At 70.3% G+C, this 22549-nt stretch carries 20 protein-coding genes and 1 riboswitch; of the genes, 11 read left to right on the top strand and 9 right to left on the bottom strand.

Going from position 1 to position 22549, the window contains the following annotated elements:
- The first annotated feature begins 169 nt into the window (after positions 1-169).
- The 4 genes from rlmN to ACIPPM_RS12725 all read left to right on the top strand — a co-directional run bounded on the left by rlmN (position 170) and on the right by ACIPPM_RS12725 (position 5297).
- Positions 170-1276: a 23S rRNA (adenine(2503)-C(2))-methyltransferase RlmN gene (rlmN, locus tag ACIPPM_RS12740; RefSeq protein WP_388994799.1), complete on the top strand. Its 1107-nt coding sequence runs from the start codon at positions 170-172 to the stop codon at positions 1274-1276.
- Positions 1277-1333: 57 nt separating this feature from the next.
- Positions 1334-1441, top strand: a riboswitch (TPP riboswitch).
- Between the two features lie 81 nt (positions 1442-1522).
- Positions 1523-2596 carry a thiamine ABC transporter substrate binding subunit gene (locus tag ACIPPM_RS12735; RefSeq protein WP_401446543.1) on the top strand — a complete coding sequence of 358 codons (1074 nt, stop codon included), beginning with the start codon at positions 1523-1525 and terminating at the stop codon, positions 2594-2596.
- A 77-nt stretch (positions 2597-2673) separates the two neighbouring features.
- The gene (locus ACIPPM_RS12730; RefSeq protein WP_401446540.1) at positions 2674-4275 is read left to right on the top strand and encodes an ABC transporter permease; all 1602 of its coding nucleotides are present in this window, start codon (positions 2674-2676) and stop codon (positions 4273-4275) included.
- Positions 4275-5297, top strand: a complete 1023-nt coding sequence (locus tag ACIPPM_RS12725; RefSeq protein ID WP_401446537.1) for an ABC transporter ATP-binding protein — start codon at positions 4275-4277, stop codon at positions 5295-5297. Before ACIPPM_RS12730 ends, ACIPPM_RS12725 begins: the two co-directional genes overlap by 1 nt.
- Positions 5298-5371: 74 nt before the next feature.
- Here ACIPPM_RS12725 and ACIPPM_RS12720 read toward each other — a convergent pair whose 3' ends face one another.
- The 8 genes from ACIPPM_RS12720 to ACIPPM_RS12685 form a co-directional block, all read right to left on the bottom strand.
- Complete coding sequence (locus ACIPPM_RS12720; protein ID WP_401446534.1) at positions 5372-6082, bottom strand: LAETG motif-containing sortase-dependent surface protein; 711 nt, start codon at positions 6080-6082, stop codon at positions 5372-5374.
- A 158-nt stretch (positions 6083-6240) separates the two neighbouring features.
- Entirely contained in the window at positions 6241-7368 is a 1128-nt protein-coding gene (locus ACIPPM_RS12715; RefSeq protein ID WP_401446531.1) for an LOG family protein, read from the bottom strand.
- A gap of 9 nt (positions 7369-7377) precedes the next feature.
- Positions 7378-7965, bottom strand: a complete 588-nt coding sequence (locus ACIPPM_RS12710) for a chloramphenicol phosphotransferase CPT family protein (protein ID WP_401446528.1) — start codon at positions 7963-7965, stop codon at positions 7378-7380.
- A 10-nt stretch (positions 7966-7975) separates the two neighbouring features.
- Positions 7976-8383 (bottom strand): VOC family protein, encoded by a 408-nt coding sequence (locus ACIPPM_RS12705; RefSeq protein WP_401446525.1) that lies wholly within the window; start codon positions 8381-8383, stop codon positions 7976-7978.
- A gap of 94 nt (positions 8384-8477) precedes the next feature.
- Positions 8478-9725: a hypothetical protein gene (locus tag ACIPPM_RS12700; protein ID WP_401446522.1), complete on the bottom strand. Its 1248-nt coding sequence runs from the start codon at positions 9723-9725 to the stop codon at positions 8478-8480.
- A complete protein-coding gene (locus ACIPPM_RS12695; protein ID WP_401446519.1) occupies positions 9707-10447 on the bottom strand; it encodes an ABC transporter ATP-binding protein in 741 nt (246 codons plus the stop codon). The genes ACIPPM_RS12700 and ACIPPM_RS12695 overlap by 19 nt, the downstream gene beginning before the upstream one ends.
- A 181-nt stretch (positions 10448-10628) precedes the next feature.
- Complete coding sequence (locus ACIPPM_RS12690) at positions 10629-11993, bottom strand: aspartate aminotransferase family protein (RefSeq protein ID WP_401446516.1); 1365 nt, start codon at positions 11991-11993, stop codon at positions 10629-10631.
- Complete coding sequence (locus tag ACIPPM_RS12685) at positions 11990-12520, bottom strand: Lrp/AsnC family transcriptional regulator (RefSeq protein WP_388994770.1); 531 nt, start codon at positions 12518-12520, stop codon at positions 11990-11992. The genes ACIPPM_RS12690 and ACIPPM_RS12685 overlap by 4 nt, the downstream gene beginning before the upstream one ends.
- A 207-nt stretch (positions 12521-12727) precedes the next feature.
- On the opposite strand from ACIPPM_RS12685, the gene ACIPPM_RS12680 reads away from it, so the two are divergent.
- The 5 genes from ACIPPM_RS12680 to ACIPPM_RS12660 are packed head-to-tail and all read left to right on the top strand — an operon-like array spanning position 12728 to position 18734.
- Complete coding sequence (locus ACIPPM_RS12680) at positions 12728-14176, top strand: gamma-aminobutyraldehyde dehydrogenase (RefSeq protein ID WP_401446513.1); 1449 nt, start codon at positions 12728-12730, stop codon at positions 14174-14176.
- A gap of 55 nt (positions 14177-14231) precedes the next feature.
- The gene (locus ACIPPM_RS12675) at positions 14232-15425 is read left to right on the top strand and encodes an extracellular solute-binding protein (protein ID WP_401446510.1); all 1194 of its coding nucleotides are present in this window, start codon (positions 14232-14234) and stop codon (positions 15423-15425) included.
- A 35-nt stretch (positions 15426-15460) separates the two neighbouring features.
- Positions 15461-15904, top strand: a complete 444-nt coding sequence (locus ACIPPM_RS12670) for a helix-turn-helix transcriptional regulator (RefSeq protein ID WP_401446507.1) — start codon at positions 15461-15463, stop codon at positions 15902-15904.
- Between the two features lie 10 nt (positions 15905-15914).
- Positions 15915-16325, top strand: coding sequence for a VOC family protein (locus tag ACIPPM_RS12665; protein ID WP_401446504.1), 411 nt, complete (start codon positions 15915-15917; stop codon positions 16323-16325).
- 42 nt (positions 16326-16367) lie between these two features.
- Complete coding sequence (locus ACIPPM_RS12660) at positions 16368-18734, top strand: ATP-binding cassette domain-containing protein (protein WP_401446501.1); 2367 nt, start codon at positions 16368-16370, stop codon at positions 18732-18734.
- Positions 18735-18880: 146 nt separating this feature from the next.
- On the opposite strand, the gene ACIPPM_RS12655 is transcribed toward ACIPPM_RS12660, so the two are convergent.
- A complete protein-coding gene (locus ACIPPM_RS12655; protein WP_401446498.1) occupies positions 18881-19534 on the bottom strand; it encodes a DUF305 domain-containing protein in 654 nt (217 codons plus the stop codon).
- 177 nt (positions 19535-19711) lie between these two features.
- Here ACIPPM_RS12655 and ACIPPM_RS12650 point away from each other — a divergent pair, with 177 nt between their 5' ends.
- Positions 19712-21214: an LVIVD repeat-containing protein gene (locus ACIPPM_RS12650; RefSeq protein WP_401446495.1), complete on the top strand. Its 1503-nt coding sequence runs from the start codon at positions 19712-19714 to the stop codon at positions 21212-21214.
- A gap of 178 nt (positions 21215-21392) precedes the next feature.
- Complete coding sequence (locus ACIPPM_RS12645; protein WP_401446492.1) at positions 21393-22139, top strand: hypothetical protein; 747 nt, start codon at positions 21393-21395, stop codon at positions 22137-22139.
- The last annotated feature ends 410 nt before the right edge of the window (positions 22140-22549 follow it).

The raw sequence follows: 22549 nt of genomic DNA, 5'->3' as shown, positions 1-22549 counted from the left end.
CCCGTTCCAGCTTTGGAGCGGGGGCCCGTCGCCGTCCGGGCACCCCAAGGTCTGCGGCGTGGGAGACGGTAGTCCTCGGGCAGCGCTTCCTGAGTCACGATGCCCGGTGGCGGAGACCACGAACACACGACCAGGGCCACCCAAGTCGATCTGAGACACTGGTACCACCATGCCCAAGCCTGGAGAACTCACTTTCGTCGCCCCCCGCGGAGCCAAGAAGCCGCCGCGGCATCTCGCCGACCTCTCGCCCGCGGAGCGGAAGGACGCTGTCGCGGAGGCGGGCGAGAAGCCGTTCCGTGCCAAGCAGCTCTCGCAGCACTACTTCGCGCGGTACACGCACGACCCCGAGCAGTGGACGGACATCCCGGCCGGTTCGCGGGAGAAGCTGCGGGAGGCGCTGTTCCCTGAGCTGATGTCGGTGGTCCGGCATCTGGCCACGGACCAGGGCACCACCCGCAAGACGCTCTGGCGGCTGTTCGACGGCACCCTCGTCGAGTCCGTGCTGATGCGGTACCCGGACCGGGTCACCATGTGCATCAGCTCGCAGGCCGGGTGCGGGATGAACTGCCCGTTCTGTGCCACGGGCCAGGCCGGTCTCGACCGGAACCTGTCCACCGCCGAGATCGTGCACCAGATCGTGGACGGCATGCGGGCGCTCCGGGACGGGGAAGTGCCCGGCGGTCCGGCCCGGCTGTCCAACATCGTCTTCATGGGGATGGGCGAGCCGCTCGCGAACTACAAGCGCGTCGTCGGCTCCATCCGGGCGCTCACCGACCCCGCCCCGGACGGCCTCGGCCTGTCTCAGCGCGGCATCACCGTGTCGACCGTCGGCCTCGTCCCCGCCATCCACCGCTTCGCCGACGAGGGCTTCAAGTGCCGGCTGGCGATCTCGCTGCACGCCCCCGACGACGAGCTGCGCGACACCCTCGTTCCCGTGAACACGCGGTGGAAGGTGCGCGAGGTGCTGGACGCCGGGTTCGAGTACGCGGAGAAGTCCGGGCGTCGGCTGTCCATCGAGTACGCGCTGATCCGGGACATCAACGACCAGGCGTGGCGCGGTGACCGGCTCGGCCGGCTGCTCAAGGGCAAGCCCGTGCACGTCAACCTGATCCCGCTCAACCCCACCCCCGGCTCCAAGTGGACCGCCTCCCGTCCCGAGGACGAGAAGGCGTTCGTGGCGGCCATCGCCGCGCACGGCGTGCCGGTGACCGTCCGGGACACCCGCGGTCAGGAGATCGACGGGGCGTGTGGTCAGCTCGCGGCCACCGAGCGGTAACCTGGGCCGGTCAGTACAACGTCATACCCGTACACGTTCGTACGGTCATACATCTGCATATTCCGACAGGGGAGCGCCACAGCGCTGAGAGTGCGGCAACCAGGCCGCAGACCCTCTGAACCTCGCCCAGGTCATTCTGGGTAGGAAGTTCGGTCATCACTCAAGCTGTTGTGCCCTGCCCGGACTCCCGCGTGGAGTCAAGGGCAGGGCCGCGTCTCTTCCTGGCCCACCCCAGGAGGACCACCAGTGCACACCAAGACCTTCGTGGCCGCGGCGGTCGGCCTCGGCCTGCTCACGCTCTCCGCGTGCGGGTCCACCGACACCAAGGGGGCCGCGGACACCAAGACCGTGACCCTTGTCAGCCACGACTCGTGGGCCGCGTCCAAGAACGTGATCGCGGACTTCGAGAAGCAGTCCGGCTACCGGGTGCGCGTCCTCAAGGACGGCGACGCCGGGCAGGCCGTCAACAAGGCGGTCCTCACCAAGGACAACCCCCAGGGCGACGTCTTCTTCGGCATCGACAACACCCTGCTCTCCCGCGCCCTCGACAACGGCCTCTTCCAGCCGTACGCCGCCAAGGGCCTCGGCCAGGTCGACCCCGCCTTCCAGCTCGACGCGGCGAAGCACCGGGTCACGCCGGTCGACCACGGCGACATCTGCGTCAACTACGACAAGGCGTACTTCACCGAGCACAAGCTGAAGCCGCCGCGCACCTTCGCCGACCTCGCGGACCCCAAGTACAAGAATCTGCTGGTCACCGAGAACGCCGCCACCTCCTCGCCCGGCCTCGGCTTCCTGCTCGGCAGCGCCGCGAGTTACGGCGACAAGGGCTGGGAGGGGTACTGGAAGAAGCTCAAGGCCAACGGCGTCAAGGTCGTCGACGGCTGGGAGCAGGCGTACTACCAGGAGTTCTCCGGCTCCTCCGAGGGCAGGAAGGCGGGCGGTGACCGGCCGCTCGTCGTGTCGTACGCCTCCTCGCCGCCCGCCGAGGTGATCTACGCCAAGCAGAAGCCGAAGACCGCCCCCACCGGTGTCTCCGAGGGCACCTGCTTCCGGCAGGTCGAGTTCGCCGGGCTGCTGGACCACGCGAAGAACCCCGAGGGCGGCAAGGCGTTCCTCGACTTCCTGCTCTCCAAGCAGTTCCAGCAGGACATGCCGCTGAACATGTTCGTGTACCCGGTGATCAAGGACGCGAAGGTCCCCGCCGAGTTCACCGAGTACGGGCCCGCCGTCAAGGACCCGCAGACCATGGCGCCCAAGAAGATCGCCGCCAACCGCGACCAGTGGGTCAGCTCGTGGACGTCTCTCGTACTGAAGTAGCTGAAGCGGCCGGAGCAGCCGGAGCGGCGGAAGCAGCCGGACGGCGCGGCCGCGGGAGCGTGGCGCGGCTGGGGCTGATGGCCCTGCCCGTCGCCTTCTTCGCGCTGTTCTTCGCCTGGCCCGTAGCCGCCATCACGGCGCGCGGGCTCAAGGCCGACGGCAGCTGGCATCTCGGACGGTTCGCCGAGGTGCTGGGCCGCTCCGACATCCGGCACGTGCTCTGGTTCACCACCTGGCAGGCGCTCGCCTCCACCGCGCTCACCCTGCTGATCGCGTTGCCCGCCGCCTGGGTCTTCGCCCGGCTGGAGTTCCCCGGCAAACAGGTGCTGCGGGCCGTGGTCACGGTGCCGTTCGTGCTGCCCACGGTGGTCGTCGGCACCGCGTTCCTCGCCCTGGTCGGCCACGGCGGGCTGCTGGACGAACTGTGGGGCGTACGGCTGGACACCACGGTGTGGGCGATCCTCATCGCGCACGTCTTCTTCAACTACGCCGTCGTCGTGCGCACCGTCGGCGGGCTGTGGGGCCAGCTCGACCCCCGGCAGGAGGAGGCCGCCCGGATGCTCGGCGCCTCCCCGCTGCGCGCCTGGCGCCAGGTCACCCTGCCCGCGCTGGCGCCCGCCGTGGCCGCCGCCGCGCTGATGGTGTTCCTGTTCACCTTCACCTCCTTCGGCGTGGTCCAGATCCTCGGCGGGCCCACCTTCTCCACCCTGGAGGTGGAGATCTACCGGCAGACCTCCGAGGTCTTCGACCTGACCACGGCCGCCGTCCTCACCCTGGTGCAGTTCGCCGCGGTCGGCGCGATCCTCGCCGTGCACGCCTGGACGGTACGGCGCCGGGAGACCGCGCTGCGCCTGGTCGACGCCTCCGGCACCGCCCGCCGCCCGCGCGGCGCCGGACAGTGGACGCTGCTCGGCGGGGTCCTCGCCACCATCGCGGTCCTGCTGGTGCTGCCGCTCGGCGTGCTGGTGCGCCGCTCACTGGACGCGCCGGGCTTCGGCTACTACCGGGCGCTCACCGACGCCGACGGCGGTACGTTCCTGGTGGCGCCGCTGCACGCGGTGTGGACCTCGCTGGAGTACGCGGTCGCCGCCACCGCCATCGCCCTGGTCGTCGGCGGACTCGCCGCCGCCGCGCTGGCCCGGCGGGACGCGGGCCGACTGGTACGCGGGTTCGACGCCCTGCTGATGCTGCCGCTCGGCGTCTCCGCCGTGACCGTCGGCTTCGGCTTCCTGATCGCGCTGGACGAGCCGCCGCTGGACCTGCGCCAGTCCTGGTTCCTGGTGCCGCTCGCCCAGGCCCTGGTCGGCGCCCCCTTCGTCGTACGGACCATGCTGCCGGTGCTGCGGGCGGTGGACACCCGGCTCAGGGAGGCGGCGGCGGTGCTCGGCGCTTCGCCCTGGCGGGTCTGGCGGGAGGTCGATCTCCCGTTGGTGCGGCGGGCGTTGCTGGTCGCGGCCGGGTTCGCGTTCGCCGTGTCGCTGGGCGAGTTCGGGGCGACCGTGTTCATCGCCCGGCCCGACAACCCCACCCTCCCGGTGGCGGTGGCCCGGCTGCTGGGCCGTCCGGGAGAGCTGAACTACGGCCAGGCGATGGCCCTTTCCACGATTCTGATGGTGGTCTGCGCGGCCGCGCTGCTCGTGCTGGAGCGGCTGCGCACCGACCGGACGGGGGAGTTCTGATGCTGCTGAGCCTTGAGGAGGCGACCGTCCGTCTCGGCGGGCGACCGGTGCTCGACACGGTGGACCTCGGGGTCGCCGAGCACGAGGTGGTGTGTGTGCTCGGACCCAGCGGCAGCGGCAAGTCGACCCTGCTGCGGAGCGTGGCCGGGCTCCAACCCCTGGACGGCGGAAGGGTGTTGCTGGACGGGCGCGACCAGGCGGGGGTGCCCGCGCACCGGCGTGGGGTCGGCCTGATGTTCCAGGACCACCAGCTCTTCCCACAGCGGGACGTGGGCGGCAACGTCGCCTTCGGGCTGCGGATGCACGGCCTGCCCAAGGGTCAACGGGACGAACGGGTGCGGGAGTTGCTGGAGCTGGTCGGGCTGCCCGGTGCGGCCCGGCGGGCGGTGGCCGGTCTCTCTGGCGGTGAGCAGCAGCGGGTGGCTCTCGCGCGGGCGCTCGCGCCCCGGCCGAGGCTGCTGATGCTGGACGAGCCGCTCGGGCAGCTGGACCGCTCGCTGCGGGAGCGGCTGGTGGTCGAACTCCGGGAGCTGTTCGGCCGGTTGGGCACCACCGTGCTCGCCGTCACCCACGACCAGGGCGAGGCGTTCGCGCTGGGCGACCGGGTGGTGGTGATGCGGGACGGGCGGATCGCGCAGTCGGGAACCCCGCTGGAGGTGTGGCGCCGACCGGCCGACGCTTTCGTGGCGAGGTTCCTCGGCTTCGAGAACGTGGTCCCGGCGAGCGTCACCGGGACGGCCGCCGACACTCCCTGGGGCAAGCTGCCGGTGCCGGAGGGGTCACCGCAGGGCGCCGGAGAGCTGCTGGTGCGGCCCGCCGGGGTGCGGGTCGTGGCCGCCGGCGAGGGGCTGGCCTGCACGGTGACCGCGCGCACCTTCCGGGGCACCCATGTGGCGCTCCGGCTCCGGCCCGCCGACGGCGGCCCGCACCTGGAGGCGGCCTGTCCGCTGCGCGACGCGCCCGAGACCGGCGCCGAGGTCGGGGTGGAGTTCGACGCGGCGGAGACCGTCGTCCTCGGCTGACCCACGCGAAAGGCGGCGGCCCGCCCCCGTACGAGACGGGGACGGGCCGCTGTCGTGCTCGGTGGGCGAAGGCGTCAGCTGCCGGTCTTCGCGCCACGGCGGCGCATACCGAAGTACACCGCGCCACCGCCGACGACGACGAGGGCACCGGCGACACCGGCGATCAGGCCGGTGTTGGAGTTCGCACCGGTCTCGGCGAGGTTCGAGTCACCGATCGCCGCGGACGGCGCGTTGCTCGGGGCCTCGGAAACCGGGGCGGCGGCGCTGCTGCTCTCGCTCGCGGACGGGGCCGGGGTGGCGCTCTCCTCGGCGGGCGTCGATGCGGACGCGGACGGCGCCGGAGACTCGGAGGCGGGCGGCGTGGGGGAGGGGGACTCCTCCTTCTTGCACGCGGTGGCCGGGGCGATCACGTTGGGCGTGATGCTCTTGTTGTTGATGAACTTGGGCACGTTGACGTTGACGCGGTAGACGGCGCCGGGCGCCCAGTCCTCGTCGAAGACGATCGTGGCGCCTTCCCTGGTGCCGGTCACCACCTGCTCGCCGACCTTCCTGTCGTCGGCGCCGTTGTTCTCCAGGAACACCGAGACGGTGGCCTTCTGGCCGGAGAAGTCGCGGTCGGTGACGGTGATCTGGCCCTTCTCACCCTTGCACGTGGCCTCGGCCTTGAACTCGCTGATGTTGCACGCGAGAGCCTGACCGGAGACACCCAGGACCAGGGCGGCCGACGCGGAGGCCAGGCCCAGGATGCGCACGGAGCGGCGCGCGTTACGGCGGGATATGGACAAGACATGTCCTTTACTGAGTGCAGAACTGCGGGGGGCAGACGAGGAGTTGGAGCAACAGACGGAGCGGAGCCCCAGCCTCCCCACAAGACACACAGGTTTATAAGCGCGTCATAAGCATGTCAATGCGCAGGCGCCCAAAGGGCGTTGACTTTACCTTCTTATTGCTCGGCGAGACGTTTCAACGCGTCGGAAGCCAGCTCGATCCGGCCAACCAGGGCGATACGGGACTCCATCGGCCGTTCCCGTGCCAACGCCCGCAGCAGGGGCCAGGTCGGGAGCTTCTCGGTCCAGTGCTCCTCGTCCACCAGCACCATGGGCGTCGGATTGCCGCGCGAGCCGTAGTAGTTGGGCGTGGCGTTGTCGAAGATCTCCTGCACGGTCCCGGCCGCACCCGGCAGGAACACCACCCCGGCGTTGGAGCGGGCCAGCAGACCGTCCTCGCGCGTGGCGTTGGCGAAGTACTTGCCGAGGTGGGAGGCGAACGCGTTGGGCGGCTCGTGGCCGTAGAACCAGGTCGGGATGCCCACCGACCCGCCCCCGTCCGGCCAGCGTTCCCGTACGTCGAATGCGGCCCGCGCCCAGTCCGTCACGGACGGGGTGAAGGACGGCGCCTTGGCCAGAATCCGCAGCGCCTCGCCGAGCATCCCGTCCTCGAACGGGGCCGCGTACGCGCCGAGGTTGGCCGCCTCCATCGCGCCCGGACCACCTCCGGTCGCCACGGTGAGGCCCGCGCGGGCCAGTTCGCGGCCGAGCCGGGCCGCACCCGCGTACTCCTCGGTGCCGCGCGCCATCGCGTGACCCCCCATGACACCCACCACCCGTGCTCTGGCGAGGAGTTCGTCCAGTGCGTCGGAGACGGAGTCGTCGTGGACCGCGCGCAGCATCGAGGCGAGGATGTCACCGTCGGACTTGGTCCGCTGGAACCACTCGTACGCCCGCGCGTCCGGCGTCGCCTCGTACCCGTCCGCCAGCGAGGCGAACAACTCCTCGGGGGTGTAGGCGAATCCACGGTACGGATCGAAGGGCAGGCCCGGCACCGGCGGGAACACCAGGGCGCCACGGGCGGCGACGTGCGCTGCCGCTTCGGTGTCCATCGGGCACCCGAGGAAGACGGCGCCCTCGGTGTCCAGCTCCAGGAGGTCTTCCGTGCGGCCGGTCAGGTCGACGGCCTGCACGCGGAACCCCGCGAGTGTCCCGTGCGCGGCGACGACGGCGTCGAACTCCGCCAGCGACTCGATCTCATGGTCCGGGGCGACCTCTTCGGGCCGAGCGGGTATCGGAGGCATCCGCACATGCTAGTGCGGCCCCGCCTCACACCCCGGCGTCCCCTCGATGGAGTACCGGGCGCGCAGACGGCTGAAGGCGGTCGGGGTCGGCCGGTGGGGGAGGAAGTCCCTGATGCGCTCGGCGCAGGCGCGCGGGCTCGCCGTACCGGTGTCGCACTCCAGGTCGTAGTCGCCGTGGGCGTGGACCAGGTCGTACTGCAGGGCGGCGAGGCCCGCCTCCCGGTCGCCGCGGGCCCGCTCGCGCCGCTCCATCTCCGGGAGCGGGCAGTGGACGCCGACGAAGAGGACGTCCTCGGGGCGCAGCACCGCCAGACAGTCGGCCAGCTGCCACGGCTCGCTCAGCACATGGTCCACCACGAGGTCGTTGCCCACCTCGGCCATGGCCGCGACCGAGCGGTGGAAGCCGAGCCGGGTCCGGCGCAGCGCGGCGTCGAACTCCGGCGCGGACAGCTCCCGTCGGGCGCGCATCGAGTTGAAGGCATCCACCGACAGATGCGAGAACACGCCGTCGTCCAGGATGTCGAGCAGCTCGCGCGCGATGCTCGACTTCCCGGAACTCGACGTGCCGTTGAGGAAGATGATCCGGCCGGGTGTCATACGGGCATGCTCACCCCTGGACGGCGGCGGGGTCCATCCACATGATCTCCCAGGTGTGGCCGTCGAGGTCGTCGAAGGCGCGGCCGTACATGAAGCCGTGGTCCTGGGTGTCGCCGTGCGAGGTGCCGCCCGCCGCGATGGCCTTCTCCACCAGCTCGTCCACCTTCTCGCGGCTCTCGGCGCTCAGACAGAGCAGGGTCTCGCTGGCGGTGCGGGAGTCCACGATCTTCTTCTGGGTGAACTGGGCGTAGTGCGCGGGCGACAGGAACATCGCCACGATGGTGTCGCTGATCATCACGCTGACCACGTCGTCCGTGCTGAACTGCTCGTTGATGCCGTAACCCAGGTCGCTGTAGAACTTCCGGGTGGCGGGCACGTCGGCGGTGACCAGGTTCACGAAGATCATCTGCTGGTACATGGGTTCTCCCCTGCGATAAGTGCGCGAGACGCTTTCGCCGGTATAGACGACGGGCCGCCGGAAAACTCATCGGCGGCCCGTGAACTCGCGTCCGTCAGTTCGTCGGCGGCAGCGCCGACAGGTAGGCGATCAGCAGGGTCAGCGGCACGAACAGGGCGATCAGGGCACCGGCCCGCAGCGCGGCGGAACCCCGCAGCATCGTGGCCGGGGCGCCGAGCCGGAGCAGCGCGGAGGTGGTGTCGGCGCGGGACTGGCGGGCCTCCACGGCGGCCGTCAGCAGCGTCGCCAGGGTGCAGCCGCCGACCACCAGCGTGGCCACCGTGGACAACGGGCCGAAGGCGGCGGCGGGCTGGTCGTACACCGCGGTCGTGGCGAGCGCCGCCGACGTCACCGCGCAGACCACCCCGAGCGGACGCCCGATCCGGGTGGCCTCGGACATCAGCACCCGCCCCGCCAGCAGCCGCAGCGCGCCGGGCTGCGCGGACTGGAGCACCTTCCCGCACAGGTAGGTGAGGCCCGGCGCGGCCAGGACAAGACCGAGCGCGGTGAGCAGCCACCCGCCCAGCACCGCCGAGCCCTCCACGGGCAGCGCCAGCACGGACGCCGGGGCGGCCCGGTTCGCGTACGCCTGCACGGCGAGGCCCACCGCCAGCGCGGCGACACCCCAGGGGAAGCCCGCCGGGGCCTCACGGGGCGGCGGCGCGACGGTCAGCACGTCCGACCAGCCCGCGTGCTCCTCCTCGGCCTCCACCGGGGCCTCGGCCGGAGCCTCCGCCTTGTGGAGCACGGCGTACCAACGGGTGCCGGTGCCCTTCGCGGCCGGTCGGCGCGGGTCCCGCGGGCGCAGGCTGAGCGCCACCGCCCCCGAAGCGGCGAGCGGCAGCAGCGCCAGCAGGGTCAGCGCGGCCGGGACCGGAAGATGCCGGCCGGCCGCCAGGAACTGCGCGCCCTTCCCGTCGAAGGGCATCCCCGTCAGGTCGCCGCGCAGGTGCAGGAAGACCGCCAGGGCCACCAACGAGCCCAGCGCACAGGCGAGCAGCGTGGTCAGCGCGGAGACCGCCATCAGGCGGCCCGGACCGAGGCCCACCGCCGACAGTCCCGGCCGGGGCCGGGTGCCGGGGTCGGTGCGGGCCACCGCGAGCGCCAGGTAGACCGTCGCGGCGAGCGGTACCACGCACCAGGCCAGGCGCAGCGCGGCCGCGCCCGGTGTCTGGGGGTGGTCCAGCGCGTAGCCGAGCGAGCCGAGCAGCAGGAAGCCGGTGCCCGCCGAGGCGGCCGCCACGAGCAGGCGGCGCAGCTGGACGGCGGGTCTGGCCGCGCGGGTCAGACGGAGAGCGAGCACGCCGCCCGGCCTTCCGTGTCCGGGGCGTCGGGGAGGTGCACGGTCTTCACCCGGCGCCCGTCCAGCAGCGAGACCGAGCGGTCGGCGAGGGCCGCCGTCTCCGGGTCGTGGGTGGCGAGGACCACGGTGATGCCGTGCGAGCGGGCCGCCGTGGTGAGCGTGCGCAGGACGTGGCCGCGGTCGGCGCGGTGCAGCGGCGCGGTCGGCTCGTCGGCGAACAGCACCGTGGGTCCGGGGGCGAGCGCGCGGGCGATCGCGACGCGCTGCCGCTCCGCCTGGAGCAGTTCGTGCGGGCGCTTCCTCGACTTGTCGCCCACGTCCAGCCGCTCCAGCCACTCCATGGCGGCCACCTTGGCACGGCGGCGGCTGGTGCCGCGCAGCATCAGCGGGAGCGCCGCGTTCTCCCAGACGTTCAGCTCCGGGACGAGCGCCGGGGCCGGGTCGATCCAGCCGAACCGATCGCGGCGCAGCTTCTCGCGGGCCATCGGGCCCAGGGTGTGCACCGGGGAGCTGTTGAACCACACCTCGCCCTCGTCCACCCTGACCTGCCCGGACAGACAGCGCAGCAGGGTCGTTTTTCCGCTGCCGCGCGGGCCGCCGACGGCGAGGATCTCGCTCTCGCGTACGCCCAGCGAGATCCCGGCGACCCCGGGCGAACCGTCGGGATGCCTGAAGTGCAGGGAGCGTGCCCAGAGCACGTCGTTGTCCGGCGGAGCCTCCATGGCGTACACCTCGGTTCTGATCCGTTTTCCCGTGTTCCTGTGCCCCGTTGGGGGGAACGAAGACCGGGCCGATCGGTCACTGGGCACGCTAGGCAGCGTCGGGGAGGAGGCGGCACAGCACACGGCCCCGGGCCGCCGTTCTCACTCGAACGGGCGCCGCCGGGGCCGGGGCCGGAAGGGTTTAGAGCTTGGTCCACGCCTCCGTCAGGGTCGCGCGCAGGATCTGCTCGATCTCGTCGAACGTCTCCTGGTTGGCGATCAGCGGCGGGGCCAGCTGGATCACCGGGTCACCGCGGTCGTCGGCGCGGCAGTACAGGCCGTTCTCGAACAGGGCCTTGGACAGGAAGCCGTACAGGACGCGCTCGATCTCGTCGGCGTCGAAGGACTCCTTGGTGTTCTTGTCCTTCACCAGCTCGATGCCGTAGAAGAAGCCGTTGCCGCGGACGTCGCCGACGATGGGCAGGTCGTGCAGCTTCTGCAGGGTGCGCAGGAAGGCGCCCTCGTTGTCCAGGACGTGCTGGTTCAGGCCCTCGCGCTCGAACAGGTCGAGGTTGGCGAGGCCGACCGCGGCGGAGACCGGGTGGCCGCCGAAGGTGTAGCCGTGCAGGAAGACGTTGTCGCCCCGGTAGAAGGGCTCGGCGATCCGGTCGGAGACGACGGTCGCGCCGATCGGGGAGTAGCCCGAGGTCATGCCCTTGGCGCAGGTGATGATGTCGGGGACGTAGCCGAACTTGTCGCAGGCGAACATCGTGCCGAGGCGGCCGAAGGCGCAGATGACCTCGTCCGAGACGAGCAGCACGTCGTACTGGTCGCAGATCTCGCGCACCCGCTGGAAGTAGCCGGGCGGCGGCGGGAAGCAGCCGCCCGCGTTCTGCACCGGCTCCACGAAGACCGCGGCGACCGTGTCCGGGCCCTCGAAGAGGATCTGCTGCTCGATCTGGTCGGCGGCCCAGCGGCCGAACGCCTCCGGGTCGTCGCCGTGGATCGGGGCGCGGTAGATGTTGGTGTTGGTCACCTTGTGCGCGCCCGGCACCAGCGGCTCGAAGGGCGCCTTCAGCGCGGGCAGGCCGGTGATGGACAGGGCGCCCTGCGGGGTGCCGTGGTAGGCCAGCGAGCGGGATATGACCTTGTGCTTGGTGGGCTTGCCGACCAGCTTGAAGTACTGCTTGGCCAGCTTCCACGCGGTCTCCACGGCCTCGCCGCCGCCGGTGGTGAAGAAGACCTTGTTGAGGTCGCCGGGGGCGTACCCGGCCAGCCGCTCGGCCAGCTCGATCGCCTTCGGGTGGGCGTAGGACCACACCGGGAAGAAGGCCAGCTCCTGCGCCTGCTTCAGGGCGGTCTCGGCCAGCTCCACCCGGCCGTGCCCGGCCTGGACCACGAACAGGCCCGCCAGACCGTCGAGATACCGCTTGCCCTTGTCGTCGAAGACATGGGTGCCCTCGCCCCGCACGATGGTGGGGACGGGCGAGTTCTCGTACGACGACATGCGGGTGAAGTGCATCCACAGGTGGTCGTACGCGGTGCGGCTGAGGTCCTTCTCGGTCATCGGGTTCCCCACATGTAGGTCTGCTTCTTGAGCTTGAGATAGACGAAGCTCTCGGTGGAGCGGACGCCGGGCAGGGCCCGGATGCGCCGGTTGATCACGTCCAGCAGGTGGTCGTCGTCCTCGCAGACGATCTCGGCGAGGACGTCGAAGGAGCCCGCGGTCATCACCACGTACTCGACCTCCGACATGGCGCTGAGCGCGTCCGCGATCGTCTCCACGTCACCCTCGACATGCACGCCGACCATCGCCTGGCGGCGGAAGCCCACGGTGAGCGGGTCGGTGACCGCGACGATCTGCATCACGCCCTGGTCCAGCAGCTTCTGCACCCGCTGGCGCACGGCCGCCTCGGAGAGGCCGACCGCCTTGCCGATCGCGGCGTAGGGCCTGCGGCCGTCCTCCTGGAGCTGCTCGATGATGGCGAGGGAGACGGCGTCCAGCTGCGGGGTCGCCCCCCTGGACTCGCTCCTGGACTCGCGGGCGGAGTCCCTGTGTTCTGTGCTTCGACTGGCCACGCCCTCACTGTGCACGACACCTCGACAGTTTCGCAAGGCTCGATCGATGAAATCCGTTGTCTACCGGCTTGCTGTGTGCGGATTTCGCAGGACCGGTGGGGATGGGGGTGTTGAAAACGTCGGTGTCGCGATTAGGGTTGGGGTGTCTCAGCCACCGGACAGCCGTGCGGCCTTCCGGGGGCGGGACCGCTCGAACCCTCGAACCAGATCAGGAGGCCGGCAGTGAGCACCGAGCCGCGTGGGCTGCGCAAACTCCGGAACTATGTCGCCGGTGAGTTCCGGGACGCCGCCGACGGACGGACCACCGAGGTGGTCAACCCCGCCACCGGTGAGGTGTACGCGACCGCGCCGCTGTCCGGGCAGGCGGACGTGGACGCCGCCATGGACGCCGCCGCCAAGGCGTTCCCGGCCTGGCGCGACGCCACCCCCGCCGAGCGGCAGAAGGCCCTGCTGAAGATCGCCGACGCGTTCGAGGAGCGGGCCGAGGAACTCATCGCGGCCGAGGTGGAGAACACGGGCAAGCCCGTCGGGCTCACCCGCTCCGAGGAGATCCCGCCGATGGTCGACCAGATCCGCTTCTTCGCGGGTGCGGCCCGGATGCTGGAGGGGCGCTCGGCGGGCGAGTACATGGACGGTCTGACCTCGATCATCCGTCGCGAGCCGATCGGCGTCTGCGCCCAGGTCGCGCCGTGGAACTACCCGATGATGATGGCCGTGTGGAAGTTCGCCCCGGCGCTCGCCGCGGGCAACACGGTCGTCCTCAAGCCCTCGGACACCACTCCGGCCTCCACCGTCCTCATCGCCGACATCATCGGCTCGGTGCTGCCCGCGGGTGTCTTCAACGTCGTCTGCGGCGACCGCGACACCGGCCGCATGATGGTCGAGCACCCGACCCCGGCCATGGCCTCCATCACCGGCTCGGTGCGCGCGGGCATGTCGGTGGCCGAGTCGGCCTCCAAGGACCTCAAGCGGGTCCACCTGGAGCTGGGCGGCAAGGCGCCGGTCGTCGTCTTCGAGGACACCGACATCCCCAAGGCCGTCGAGGACATCTCGGTGGCGGGCTTCTTCAACGCCGGTCAGGACTGCACGGCCGCCACGCGTGTCCTCGTCCAGGAGTCCATCCACGACGAGTTCGTGGCCGCGCTCGCCGAGGCCGCGTCCGAGACGAAGACCGGGCAGCCGGACGACGAGGACGTGCTCTACGGCCCGCTGAACAACCCCAACCAGCTCAAGCAGGTCGCCGGGTTCATCGAGCGGCTGCCCGCGCACGCCAAGGTCGAGACGGGCGGCCACCAGGTCGGCGACAAGGGGTACTTCTACGCCCCGACCGTGGTCTCCGGCCTCCAGCAGGACGACGAGATCATCCAGAACGAGGTGTTCGGGCCGGTCATCACCGTCCAGTCCTTCACCGACGAGGACCAGGCCGTCGAGTGGGCCAACGGTGTCGACTACGCGCTGGCCTCCTCGGTGTGGACCAAGGACCACGGGCGCGCCATGCGTATGTCCAAGAAGCTGGACTTCGGGTGCGTGTGGATCAACACCCACATCCCGCTGGTCGCGGAGATGCCGCACGGCGGCTTCAAGAAGTCCGGCTACGGCAAGGACCTGTCGGGCTATGGCTTCGACGACTACACGCGGATCAAGCACGTCATGACGTCGCTGGACTCCTGAGCCCCTCTTATCGGACCGTTTGTCCCTCCGGCGGGCGGGGCGGCACACTTTCGGGGTGCTTCACACCTCTGTTCGTGGCTCCGCCCCCACCCGCCGGTCCTTCCTGCGGGCCCTCGGGGGCACCGCCGCGCTCGGCGCGCTCGCCGGGTGCGGGGTGCCCTCGGCGTACGTCCGCCCCGGCGACCGCTCCGCCCCCGACCGCTCCGCCGCCGACCACCGGCTGACCTGGTCGAACTGGCCGCTGTACATCGACACCGATGACAATGACGCGCGCAAGCGGCCCACGCTGGACGCCTTCGAGCGGCGCACCGGGATCTCCGTCGACTACGTCGAGGAGATCAACGACAACGACGAGTTCTTCGGCAAGATCAGCCCCGCCCTGATGAACCACCGGCCCACCGGCCGCGACCTCATCGTCATCAGCGACTGGATGTGCGCGCGGTACGTCCGGCTGGGCTGGGTGCAGCGCATGGACCGGGCCCGCCAGCCCAACGTCGCGAAGTACCTCGACCCACTCCTGCGCCGCCCCGCCTTCGACCCCGGCCGGATGTACACCGTGCCCTGGCAGTCCGGCATCACCGGCATCGCGTACGACCGCCGCCGCCTCGGCCGCGAGATCCGGCATGTGAAGGACCTCTGGGCGAGCGACCTCAAGGGCCGGGTGACGCTGTTCTCCGGGCTGAACGAGGCGTTCGCGCTGCTGATGCAGGGCAACGGCGTGGACATCACCCGCTGGACGGCCGCCGACTTCCACACCATGTGCGACCAGGTGGAACGCGAGGTCCGCCGGGGCCAGATCCGCCGCTTCACCGGCAACGACTACACCAAGGACCTGGTCAGCGGCGATGTCCTGGCCTGCCAGGCGTACTCCGGCGACGTCATCCAGCTCCAGGCCGACAACCCGCACATCCGCTTCGTCGTCCCCGAGGAGGGCGCCGAACTCTGGTCGGACTCCCTGATGATCCCCGACCGCGCCGCCCACAAGGCCGACGCCGAGCGCCTGATCGACTACTACTACACGCCCGATGTCGCCGCCGAACTCGCCACCTGGGTCAACTACGTCTGCCCGGTCCCGGCCGCCCAGCACATCCTCGCCGACAGCGACGACCCCGAAACAGCCGCCCTCGCCGCGAACCCCCTCATCTTCCCCACCCCCACCATGCGCAAGCGCCTGGCCATCGCGCGCGACATCAGACCGACGGAACGAGCGGAGTTCACACGGCGGTGGAACTCGATCGTGGGGTTGTAGGGGTCGACGCATCCCCTCCGTGGCACGATTCCAGGATGACCAGCTCACCCGGGGACCCGCGCCGCCTGCGGGAGCTCAGGCTGTTGCGGCGGGTGCGGGATCGGATTGATCGGGAGTACGCGCGGCCGTTGGACGTGGAGGCGTTGGCGCGGGGGGTGAACATGTCGGCGGGGCATCTCAGCCGGCAGTTCCGGGCGGCGTACGGGGAGTCGCCGTACAGCTATCTCATGACGCGGCGGATCGAGCGGGCGATGGCCTTGCTGCGGCGCGGGGATCTCAGTGTGACCGAGGTGTGCTTCGAGGTGGGGTGCTCGTCGCTGGGGACGTTCAGTACGCGGTTCAGCGAGCTGGTCGGGATGCCGCCGAGCGTGTACCGGACCGAGGCCGCGCGGGCCACGGAAGGGCTGCCGACCTGCGTGGTGAAGGTGGTGACCAGACCGGTCAGGAATCGAGAAGCGCGGGTCACGGGCCACGGCTAGCGTGACGGCCATGGACATCAGCATTCACGCCAGCTTCCTCCCGCAGGACGACCCGGAGGCGGCCCTCGCCTTCTACCGGGACACCCTCGGCTTCGAACTGCGCAACGACGTCGGCCACAACAACCTCCGCTGGCTGACCGTCGGCCCCAAGGGCCAGCCGGACACGAACATCGTGCTGAGCCCGCCCGCCCTGGACCCCGGCATCACCGACGACGAGCGGCGCGTCATCACCGAGATGATGGCCAAGGGCACGTACGCGAGCCTGGTGCTCGCCACCCCCGACCTGGACGGTACGTTCGACCGGCTGGTGGCCGCCGGTGCCGACATCGTCCAGGAGCCCGCCGACCAGCCGTACGGCATCCGGGACTGCGCGGTACGGGACCCCGCGGGCAACATGCTCCGCATCCAGGAACACCGCTGAACCGTCCCGGCGCAGGACCAGGCACGTGAAGATGGAGACAGCATGAGCAAGGGCACGGACGCGCACGCCGCCGACAGCCACGAGATGATCCGGGTCCACGGCGCGCGGGTGAACAACCTGAAGGACGTCAGCGTCGAGATCCCCAAGCGGCGGCTGACGGTGTTCACCGGCGTGTCCGGCTCCGGCAAGAGCTCGCTGGTGTTCGGCACCATCGCCGCCGAGTCGCAGCGACTGATCAACGAGACGTACAGCGCGTTCGTCCAGGGCTTCATGCCGACGCTCGCCCGCCCCGAGGTGGACGTGCTCGACGGGCTGACCACCGCGATCATCGTGGACCAGCAGCGCCTGGGCGCCGACCCCCGCTCCACCGTCGGCACCGCCACGGACGCCAACGCCATGCTGCGCATCCTGTTCAGCCGCCTCGCCGCCCCGCACATCGGCCCGCCCAGCGCGTACGCCTTCAACGTCGCTTCGGTGCAGGCCAGTGGCGCGATCACGGTGGACAAGGGGGCGCGCAGGGCGGAGAAGGTGACCTTCAGCCGCACCGGCGGGATGTGCCCGCGCTGCGAGGGCCGGGGCGCGGTCACCGACATCGACCTCACCCAGCTCTACGACGACACCAAGTCGCTGCGCGAGGGCGCGCTCACCATCCCCGGCTACAGCGTGGACGGCTGGTACGGCCGTATCTACACCGGCTGCGGCTTCTTCGACCCGGACAAGCCGATCGCCAAGTTCACCAAGCGCGAGCTGCACGACCTGCTCCACAAGGAGCCCACCAAGATCAAGGTGGAGGGCATCAACCTCACCTACGAGGGCCTGATCCCGAAGATCCAGAAGTCGTTCCTCGCCAAGGACGTCGACGCGCTCCAGCCGCACATCCGCGCCTTCGTGGAGCGCGCCGTCACCTTCACCGTCTGCCCCGACTGCGAGGGCACCCGCCTGAACGAGGGCGCCCGTACCTCGACCATCGACGGCGTGAGCATCGCCGACGCCTGCGCGATGCAGATCACCGACCTCGCCGAATGGGTACGCGGCCTCGACGACCCCTCGGTCGCCCCGCTGCTCACCGCGCTGGGCCACAGCCTGGACTCGTTCGTGGAGATCGGCCTCGGCTACCTCTCCCTCGACCGCCCCTCCGGCACGCTGTCCGGCGGCGAGGCGCAGCGGGTGAAGATGATCCGGCACCTCGGCTCCTCGCTCACCGACGTCACGTACGTCTTCGACGAGCCCACCACCGGTCTGCACCCGCACGACATCCAGCGGATGAACGGCCTGCTGCTGCGCCTGCGCGACAAGGGCAACACCGTGCTGGTCGTGGAGCACAAGCCGGAGACCATCGCCATCGCCGACCATGTGGTGGACCTCGGTCCGGGCGCCGGTACGGGCGGCGGGGCCGTCTGCTTCGAGGGCACGGTGGAGGGGTTGCGGGCCTCGGGCACCGTCACCGGGCGCCATCTGGACGACCGGGCCTCGCTGAAGGAGACCGTCCGCGCGGCCAAGGGCGCGCTGGAGATCCGGGGCGCGGACGCCAACAACCTGCGCGGCATCGACGTGGACATCCCGCTCGGGGTGTTGGTCGCGGTGACCGGGGTCGCCGGGTCCGGCAAGAGCTCGCTGGTGCACGGGTCGGTGCCCGCCGGGGAGGGGGTCATCTCCGTGGACCAGGGGGCGATCAAGGGGTCCCGGCGGAGCAACCCGGCCACGTACACAGGGTTGTTGGACCCGATCCGCAAGGCGTTCGCCAAGGCCAACGGGGTCAAGCCCGCGCTGTTCAGCGCCAACTCCGAGGGCGCGTGCCCCACTTGCAACGGCGTCGGGGTCGTCTACACCGACCTCGCCATGATGGCTGGCGTCGCCACGACCTGCGAGGAGTGCGAGGGACGGCGCTTCCAGTCGGCGGTGCTGGAGTACCGGCTCGGGGGCCGCGACATCAGCGAGGTGCTTGCGATGCCGGTCAGCGAGGCGGAGGCGTTCTTCGCGGAGGGCGAGGCCCGTATCCCGGCCGCGCACCGCATCCTGACCCGCCTCTCCGACGTGGGCCTCGGCTACCTCACCCTCGGCCAGCCGCTGACCACCCTCTCCGGCGGCGAACGCCAACGGCTCAAGCTGGCCACGCACATGGCGGACAAGGGTGGCGTGTACGTCCTGGACGAGCCGACCGCCGGACTGCACCTCGCCGATGTGGAGCAACTCCTCGGGCTGCTGGACCGGTTGGTCGACTCCGGCAAGTCCGTCATCGTCGTCGAGCACCACCAGGCGGTGATGGCCCACGCGGACTGGATCATCGACCTGGGTCCGGGGGAGGGGCACGACGGCGGGCAGGTCGTGTTCGAGGGGACGCCGGCCGAGCTGGTGGCGGACGGGTCGACGCTTACGGGGCGGCACTTGGCGGAGTACGTGGGGGAGTGAGGCTGGGCTGGCCGGGGTTCCGGCTGGGGCTTTGGCTGGGCTGGTCAGCTGGTCAGCTGGTCAGCTGGTCGGCCGGGGCTTCGGCTGGGCGCCCGGCCCGTCATCCCGGCCTCGCCCCGGCCCGTCGCCCCAACCCGTCGCCCCGGTCACAGCATGTCGCGCATCCGGACGATCTCGCTCGTCTGCTGGGCGATGACGTCGTCGGCCATCTCCTCGATCTGGATGTTGTTGCCCTGTGCCTTCACATCGGTGGCCATGGCGATCGCGCCCTCGTGATGGGCGATCATCAGCTTGAGGAAGAGCTGGTCGAATGCCTCGCCCTTGGCGGCGCGCAGCTCGGTGAGCTGGGCGTCGGTCGCCATTCCGGGCATGGTCCCGTGCTGGTGAGCGTCGCCGCCCTTCCCATTGGTGGCCAACCAGCCCTTCATGGCGCTGATTTCGGGACCCTGGGCGGCGGAGATGCGTTCCGCGATGCGCTTCACCTGGGTCGACTTGGCGCGCTCGGGGGCGAGTTCGGTCATCTTCAGGGCCTGGCCGTGGTGTGTGATCATCATGTGCGCGTAGGAACGGTCCGCCGTGTTGGGGGAGTTGTCGTCCTGACGCTCCTTGGCCGCGTCCTCGGCGGACATCGTCCGGTTCGCCTCGCCCGGCTTGCCCGGCGCGATGACCGAAGGCCCGCTGTGCGCGGCGGACTTGGCGCCGGAATCGTCGGAGCCCGCGGAGCCGGAGCAGCCGCTCAGCGCGAGCAGGGCCGCGGACGCGAGTACGGCCGTGGTGAGGGGGACGCGGCGGTGCAGCACGGAGATCTCCTGCCTTCGTGACGGTCCAAGTGCTGACCGTCCTAGCACTGTTCGGCCCGCGAATGACCGAGAACCTTCGGATGCGACTCATTGCGCACTGTTGACCTGTCCATGACGCGGACGATACTGCGGGGGAGTGTGAGCCGCGCCCCCACGTCCGGCACCAGGGAGGAAGCAGTGACCCTGTCCCACGATCCCCGAACCCGTCGCAGACGCCTGGGAGTTGCCGCCGCCGCGGCAGGTCTCCTGGCCGCGCTGATCACCACGGCACCGGCCTCCGCCACCCCCGACCCCGGCGACAGCCCCGCCGCCGGGCAGCGTGTCTCCAAGAGCGACGCGGCCGAGGTGCGCGGGGCGATCGCGGACGGCGAGATACCGGGCCAGGACGAGATCGTCCACTCCGCCAACATCGAACACCTCACCAACGTCCCCAAGGACGCCCTGCCCGGCTTCAACACCGACCTCGCCTTCCAGGGCCGGTACGCCTACGCGGGCAACTACGACGGCTTCCGCATCTTCGACATCAGCGACCCGAAGGCGCCGAAGACGGTCTCGCAGGTGCTGTGCCCCGGCTCGCAGAACGACGTCTCCGTCAGCGGTGACCTGCTCTTCCTCTCCACCGACTCCTCGCGCAGCGACAGCTCCTGCGCCAGCACGACCCAGCCCGCGACGGAGAAGTCGTCGTGGGAGGGCATGAAGATCTTCGACATCAGCGACAAGGCGAACCCGAAGTACGTCGCCGCCGTGGAGACCGCCTGCGGCTCCCACACCCACACGCTGGTGCCCGAGCGCAGGGACGTCTACGTCTACGTCTCCTCGTACTCGCCCAGCGCCACCTTCCCCGACTGCCAGCCGCCGCACGACGGCATCTCGGTCATCAAGGTGCCGCGCAAGGCGCCCGAGAAGGCGGCCGTGGTCGGCTTCCCCGTCCTCTTCCCCGGTGAGGGCCCGGACGGCGGCGGCAACCCGGGCGCGCCCACCAACCCCGGCGTCTCCAAGACCACCGGCTGCCACGACCTGACCGTCCTGCCCGCCAAGGACCTCGCGGCGGGCGCCTGCATGGGCGACGGCATCCTGTTCTCCATCAAGGACCCCGAGCACCCGAAGGTCATCGACCGGGTCCAGGACAACGTCAACTTCGCGTTCTGGCACTCCGCGACGTTCAACCAGCGCGCGGACAAGGTCGTCTTCACCGACGAGCTGGGCGGCGGCGGTGCGGCCACCTGCAACGCGGCCATCGGCCCGAACCGCGGCGCCGACGGCATCTACGACATCGTCGGCCGCGGCGACCACCGCAAACTGGTCTTCCGCAGCTACTACAAGATCCCCCGCCACCAGGCCGACACCGAGAACTGCGTCGCCCACAACGGCTCCCTGATCCCCGTCAAGGGCCGCGACCTCATGGTCCAGGCGTGGTACCAGGGCGGCGTCTCCGTCTGGGACTTCACCGACTCCCGCCGCCCGAAGGAGATCGCCTACTTCGAACGCGGCCCCCTCTCCACAGACACCCTCCAGGTCGGCGGCTCGTGGTCGGCGTACTACTACAACGGCTACATCTACTCCAACGACATCATCAAGGGCTTCGACGTCCTGAAGCTGACCGACCGGCGGACGGACCCGGCCCGTCGGGTGCACCTGCGTGAGCTGAACGTGCAGACACAGCCGGACTACTTCGACTGAGCGGACCTTGCGAGCACCGGCGGCTTCCCTCACACGGGGGGAGCCGCCGGTCCGCGTAGGGCGCTCCAGTACCGCGTCGGCTGTACTGAAGGAGACGGGGACGGGAGACGGAGGCGGAGACGGGGCGGTCCCTCTCCGGACTCGATGTGTCGCTTGTCCGTCGTGCCATCATCCTCAGGTGCTGAAGATCCCCGGATACGAAGACGGCCCCTTGGTTCAGGGCGCCGCATACCTGGACGATCCGTTGTTCTGGCCCGTGCACCTCGCTACCGCCTTGCGCGGCGAGGACGCGCAGCGAGCCGCGTTCGGTGCCGACTGGGACGCGGCCATGGAGCTGTATGGCGTGCTGTCCGCCGAGCATGAGTGGCCGGTGTTCAGTGTGCCTCTGCGCTCACGGCACACGATCCATGTCGTCTACCGCAACATCGACGGCGACCGCGGGGTGGACTACCTGATACATCACCCGGCATGGTCCGCGGCGGAACCCCTCGCCGTGGACGACGGTCACTTCATGGGACCTGGTATGGCCTGGCCGGAGTTGCTGTCTGCTGCTCGCCGGCGGGCAACCGAGGGGCTCGACGATCCCGACGCCCGTCTCCTGCTGCTCTTCCCCGCACTCGGCGACGCACGATGTCCCGCCGATGCGACCGTCGCTCTCACCGCCGCGCTCACTGCTCGCACGGTGATCGAGGAACCAGCCGAAGTGGCGAGGATGCTCCTGGGCCACCAGGGCCAATGGACCCCCGCTCACTGGACGCTGGAAAACGGAGCCCGCGTCAATAACGGTGGGCATTCTTACCGAAACCCCGGAAACGCCTTCGCTCTGCCCGCAGGGCGCCTTCTGGAGATCAGCAACGCACTGAACGGCGGCGAAGCGACGGATCAGCAAACCATCCGGGCTGGAGCCGTGAGCTGGGAAAGCTAGGACGATGCCGCACCAGCAGTACGGTTCGTGGATTTACAAGGTATCGGGAGACTTCCGCATGAGACCGGCATCCACTTGGCTCCTTGGCGCCGTGCTGGTTCCCGTGCTCTGCCTGGCGGCGTGCACCTCTGATGAGAACCCTGCGCCGGATCGCTCCGCGGCACCGTCTCATCAGTCCAGCGCAGGACGGTTGGCGGAGAAGCAGCTCACCGAACAGGCGCAGTTGGCCCTCGATGCCGTCACCGAGCAGGACGAGTCGATGGTTGAGTCGGGGGTGGAGCGAGTTTCCGACGGAATTCACACGCGGCCCTACCTCCTAGGGGGTGTCCGGAAAGTCGATGGCTCGTTGGTCCGTTCGTGGTGCGTAGGCATGAACTGACCGATGAGTCGTGGGCGTTGATCGCTCCGTT

The organism is Streptomyces sp. NPDC090119, from assembly GCF_044747085.1.
Lineage (GTDB): Bacteria > Actinomycetota > Actinomycetes > Streptomycetales > Streptomycetaceae > Streptomyces.
Note: the sequence above shows the minus strand (reverse complement) of the source record. Positions and strands in the feature narration are given on the sequence as shown.

What these genes read in the sequence shown, in the direction of transcription:
- rlmN (WP_388994799.1), top strand. Translation starts at nt 170, where the DNA reads ATGCCCAAGCCTGGAGAACTCACTTTCGTCGCCCCCCGCGGAGCCAAG.
- ACIPPM_RS12665 (WP_401446504.1), top strand. Translation starts at nt 15,915, where the DNA reads ATGGACATCAGCATTCACGCCAGCTTCCTCCCGCAGGACGACCCGGAG.
- ACIPPM_RS12690 (WP_401446516.1), bottom strand. Translation starts at nt 11,993, where the DNA reads ATGACCGAGAAGGACCTCAGCCGCACCGCGTACGACCACCTGTGGATG.
- ACIPPM_RS12710 (WP_401446528.1), bottom strand. Translation starts at nt 7,965, where the DNA reads ATGACACCCGGCCGGATCATCTTCCTCAACGGCACGTCGAGTTCCGGG.
- ACIPPM_RS12705 (WP_401446525.1), bottom strand. Translation starts at nt 8,383, where the DNA reads ATGTACCAGCAGATGATCTTCGTGAACCTGGTCACCGCCGACGTGCCC.
- ACIPPM_RS12715 (WP_401446531.1), bottom strand. Translation starts at nt 7,368, where the DNA reads ATGCCTCCGATACCCGCTCGGCCCGAAGAGGTCGCCCCGGACCATGAG.
- ACIPPM_RS12730 (WP_401446540.1), top strand. Translation starts at nt 2,674, where the DNA reads ATGGCCCTGCCCGTCGCCTTCTTCGCGCTGTTCTTCGCCTGGCCCGTA.
- ACIPPM_RS12695 (WP_401446519.1), bottom strand. Translation starts at nt 10,447, where the DNA reads ATGGAGGCTCCGCCGGACAACGACGTGCTCTGGGCACGCTCCCTGCAC.
- ACIPPM_RS12670 (WP_401446507.1), top strand. Translation starts at nt 15,461, where the DNA reads ATGACCAGCTCACCCGGGGACCCGCGCCGCCTGCGGGAGCTCAGGCTG.
- ACIPPM_RS12660 (WP_401446501.1), top strand. Translation starts at nt 16,368, where the DNA reads ATGAGCAAGGGCACGGACGCGCACGCCGCCGACAGCCACGAGATGATC.
- ACIPPM_RS12725 (WP_401446537.1), top strand. Translation starts at nt 4,275, where the DNA reads ATGCTGCTGAGCCTTGAGGAGGCGACCGTCCGTCTCGGCGGGCGACCG.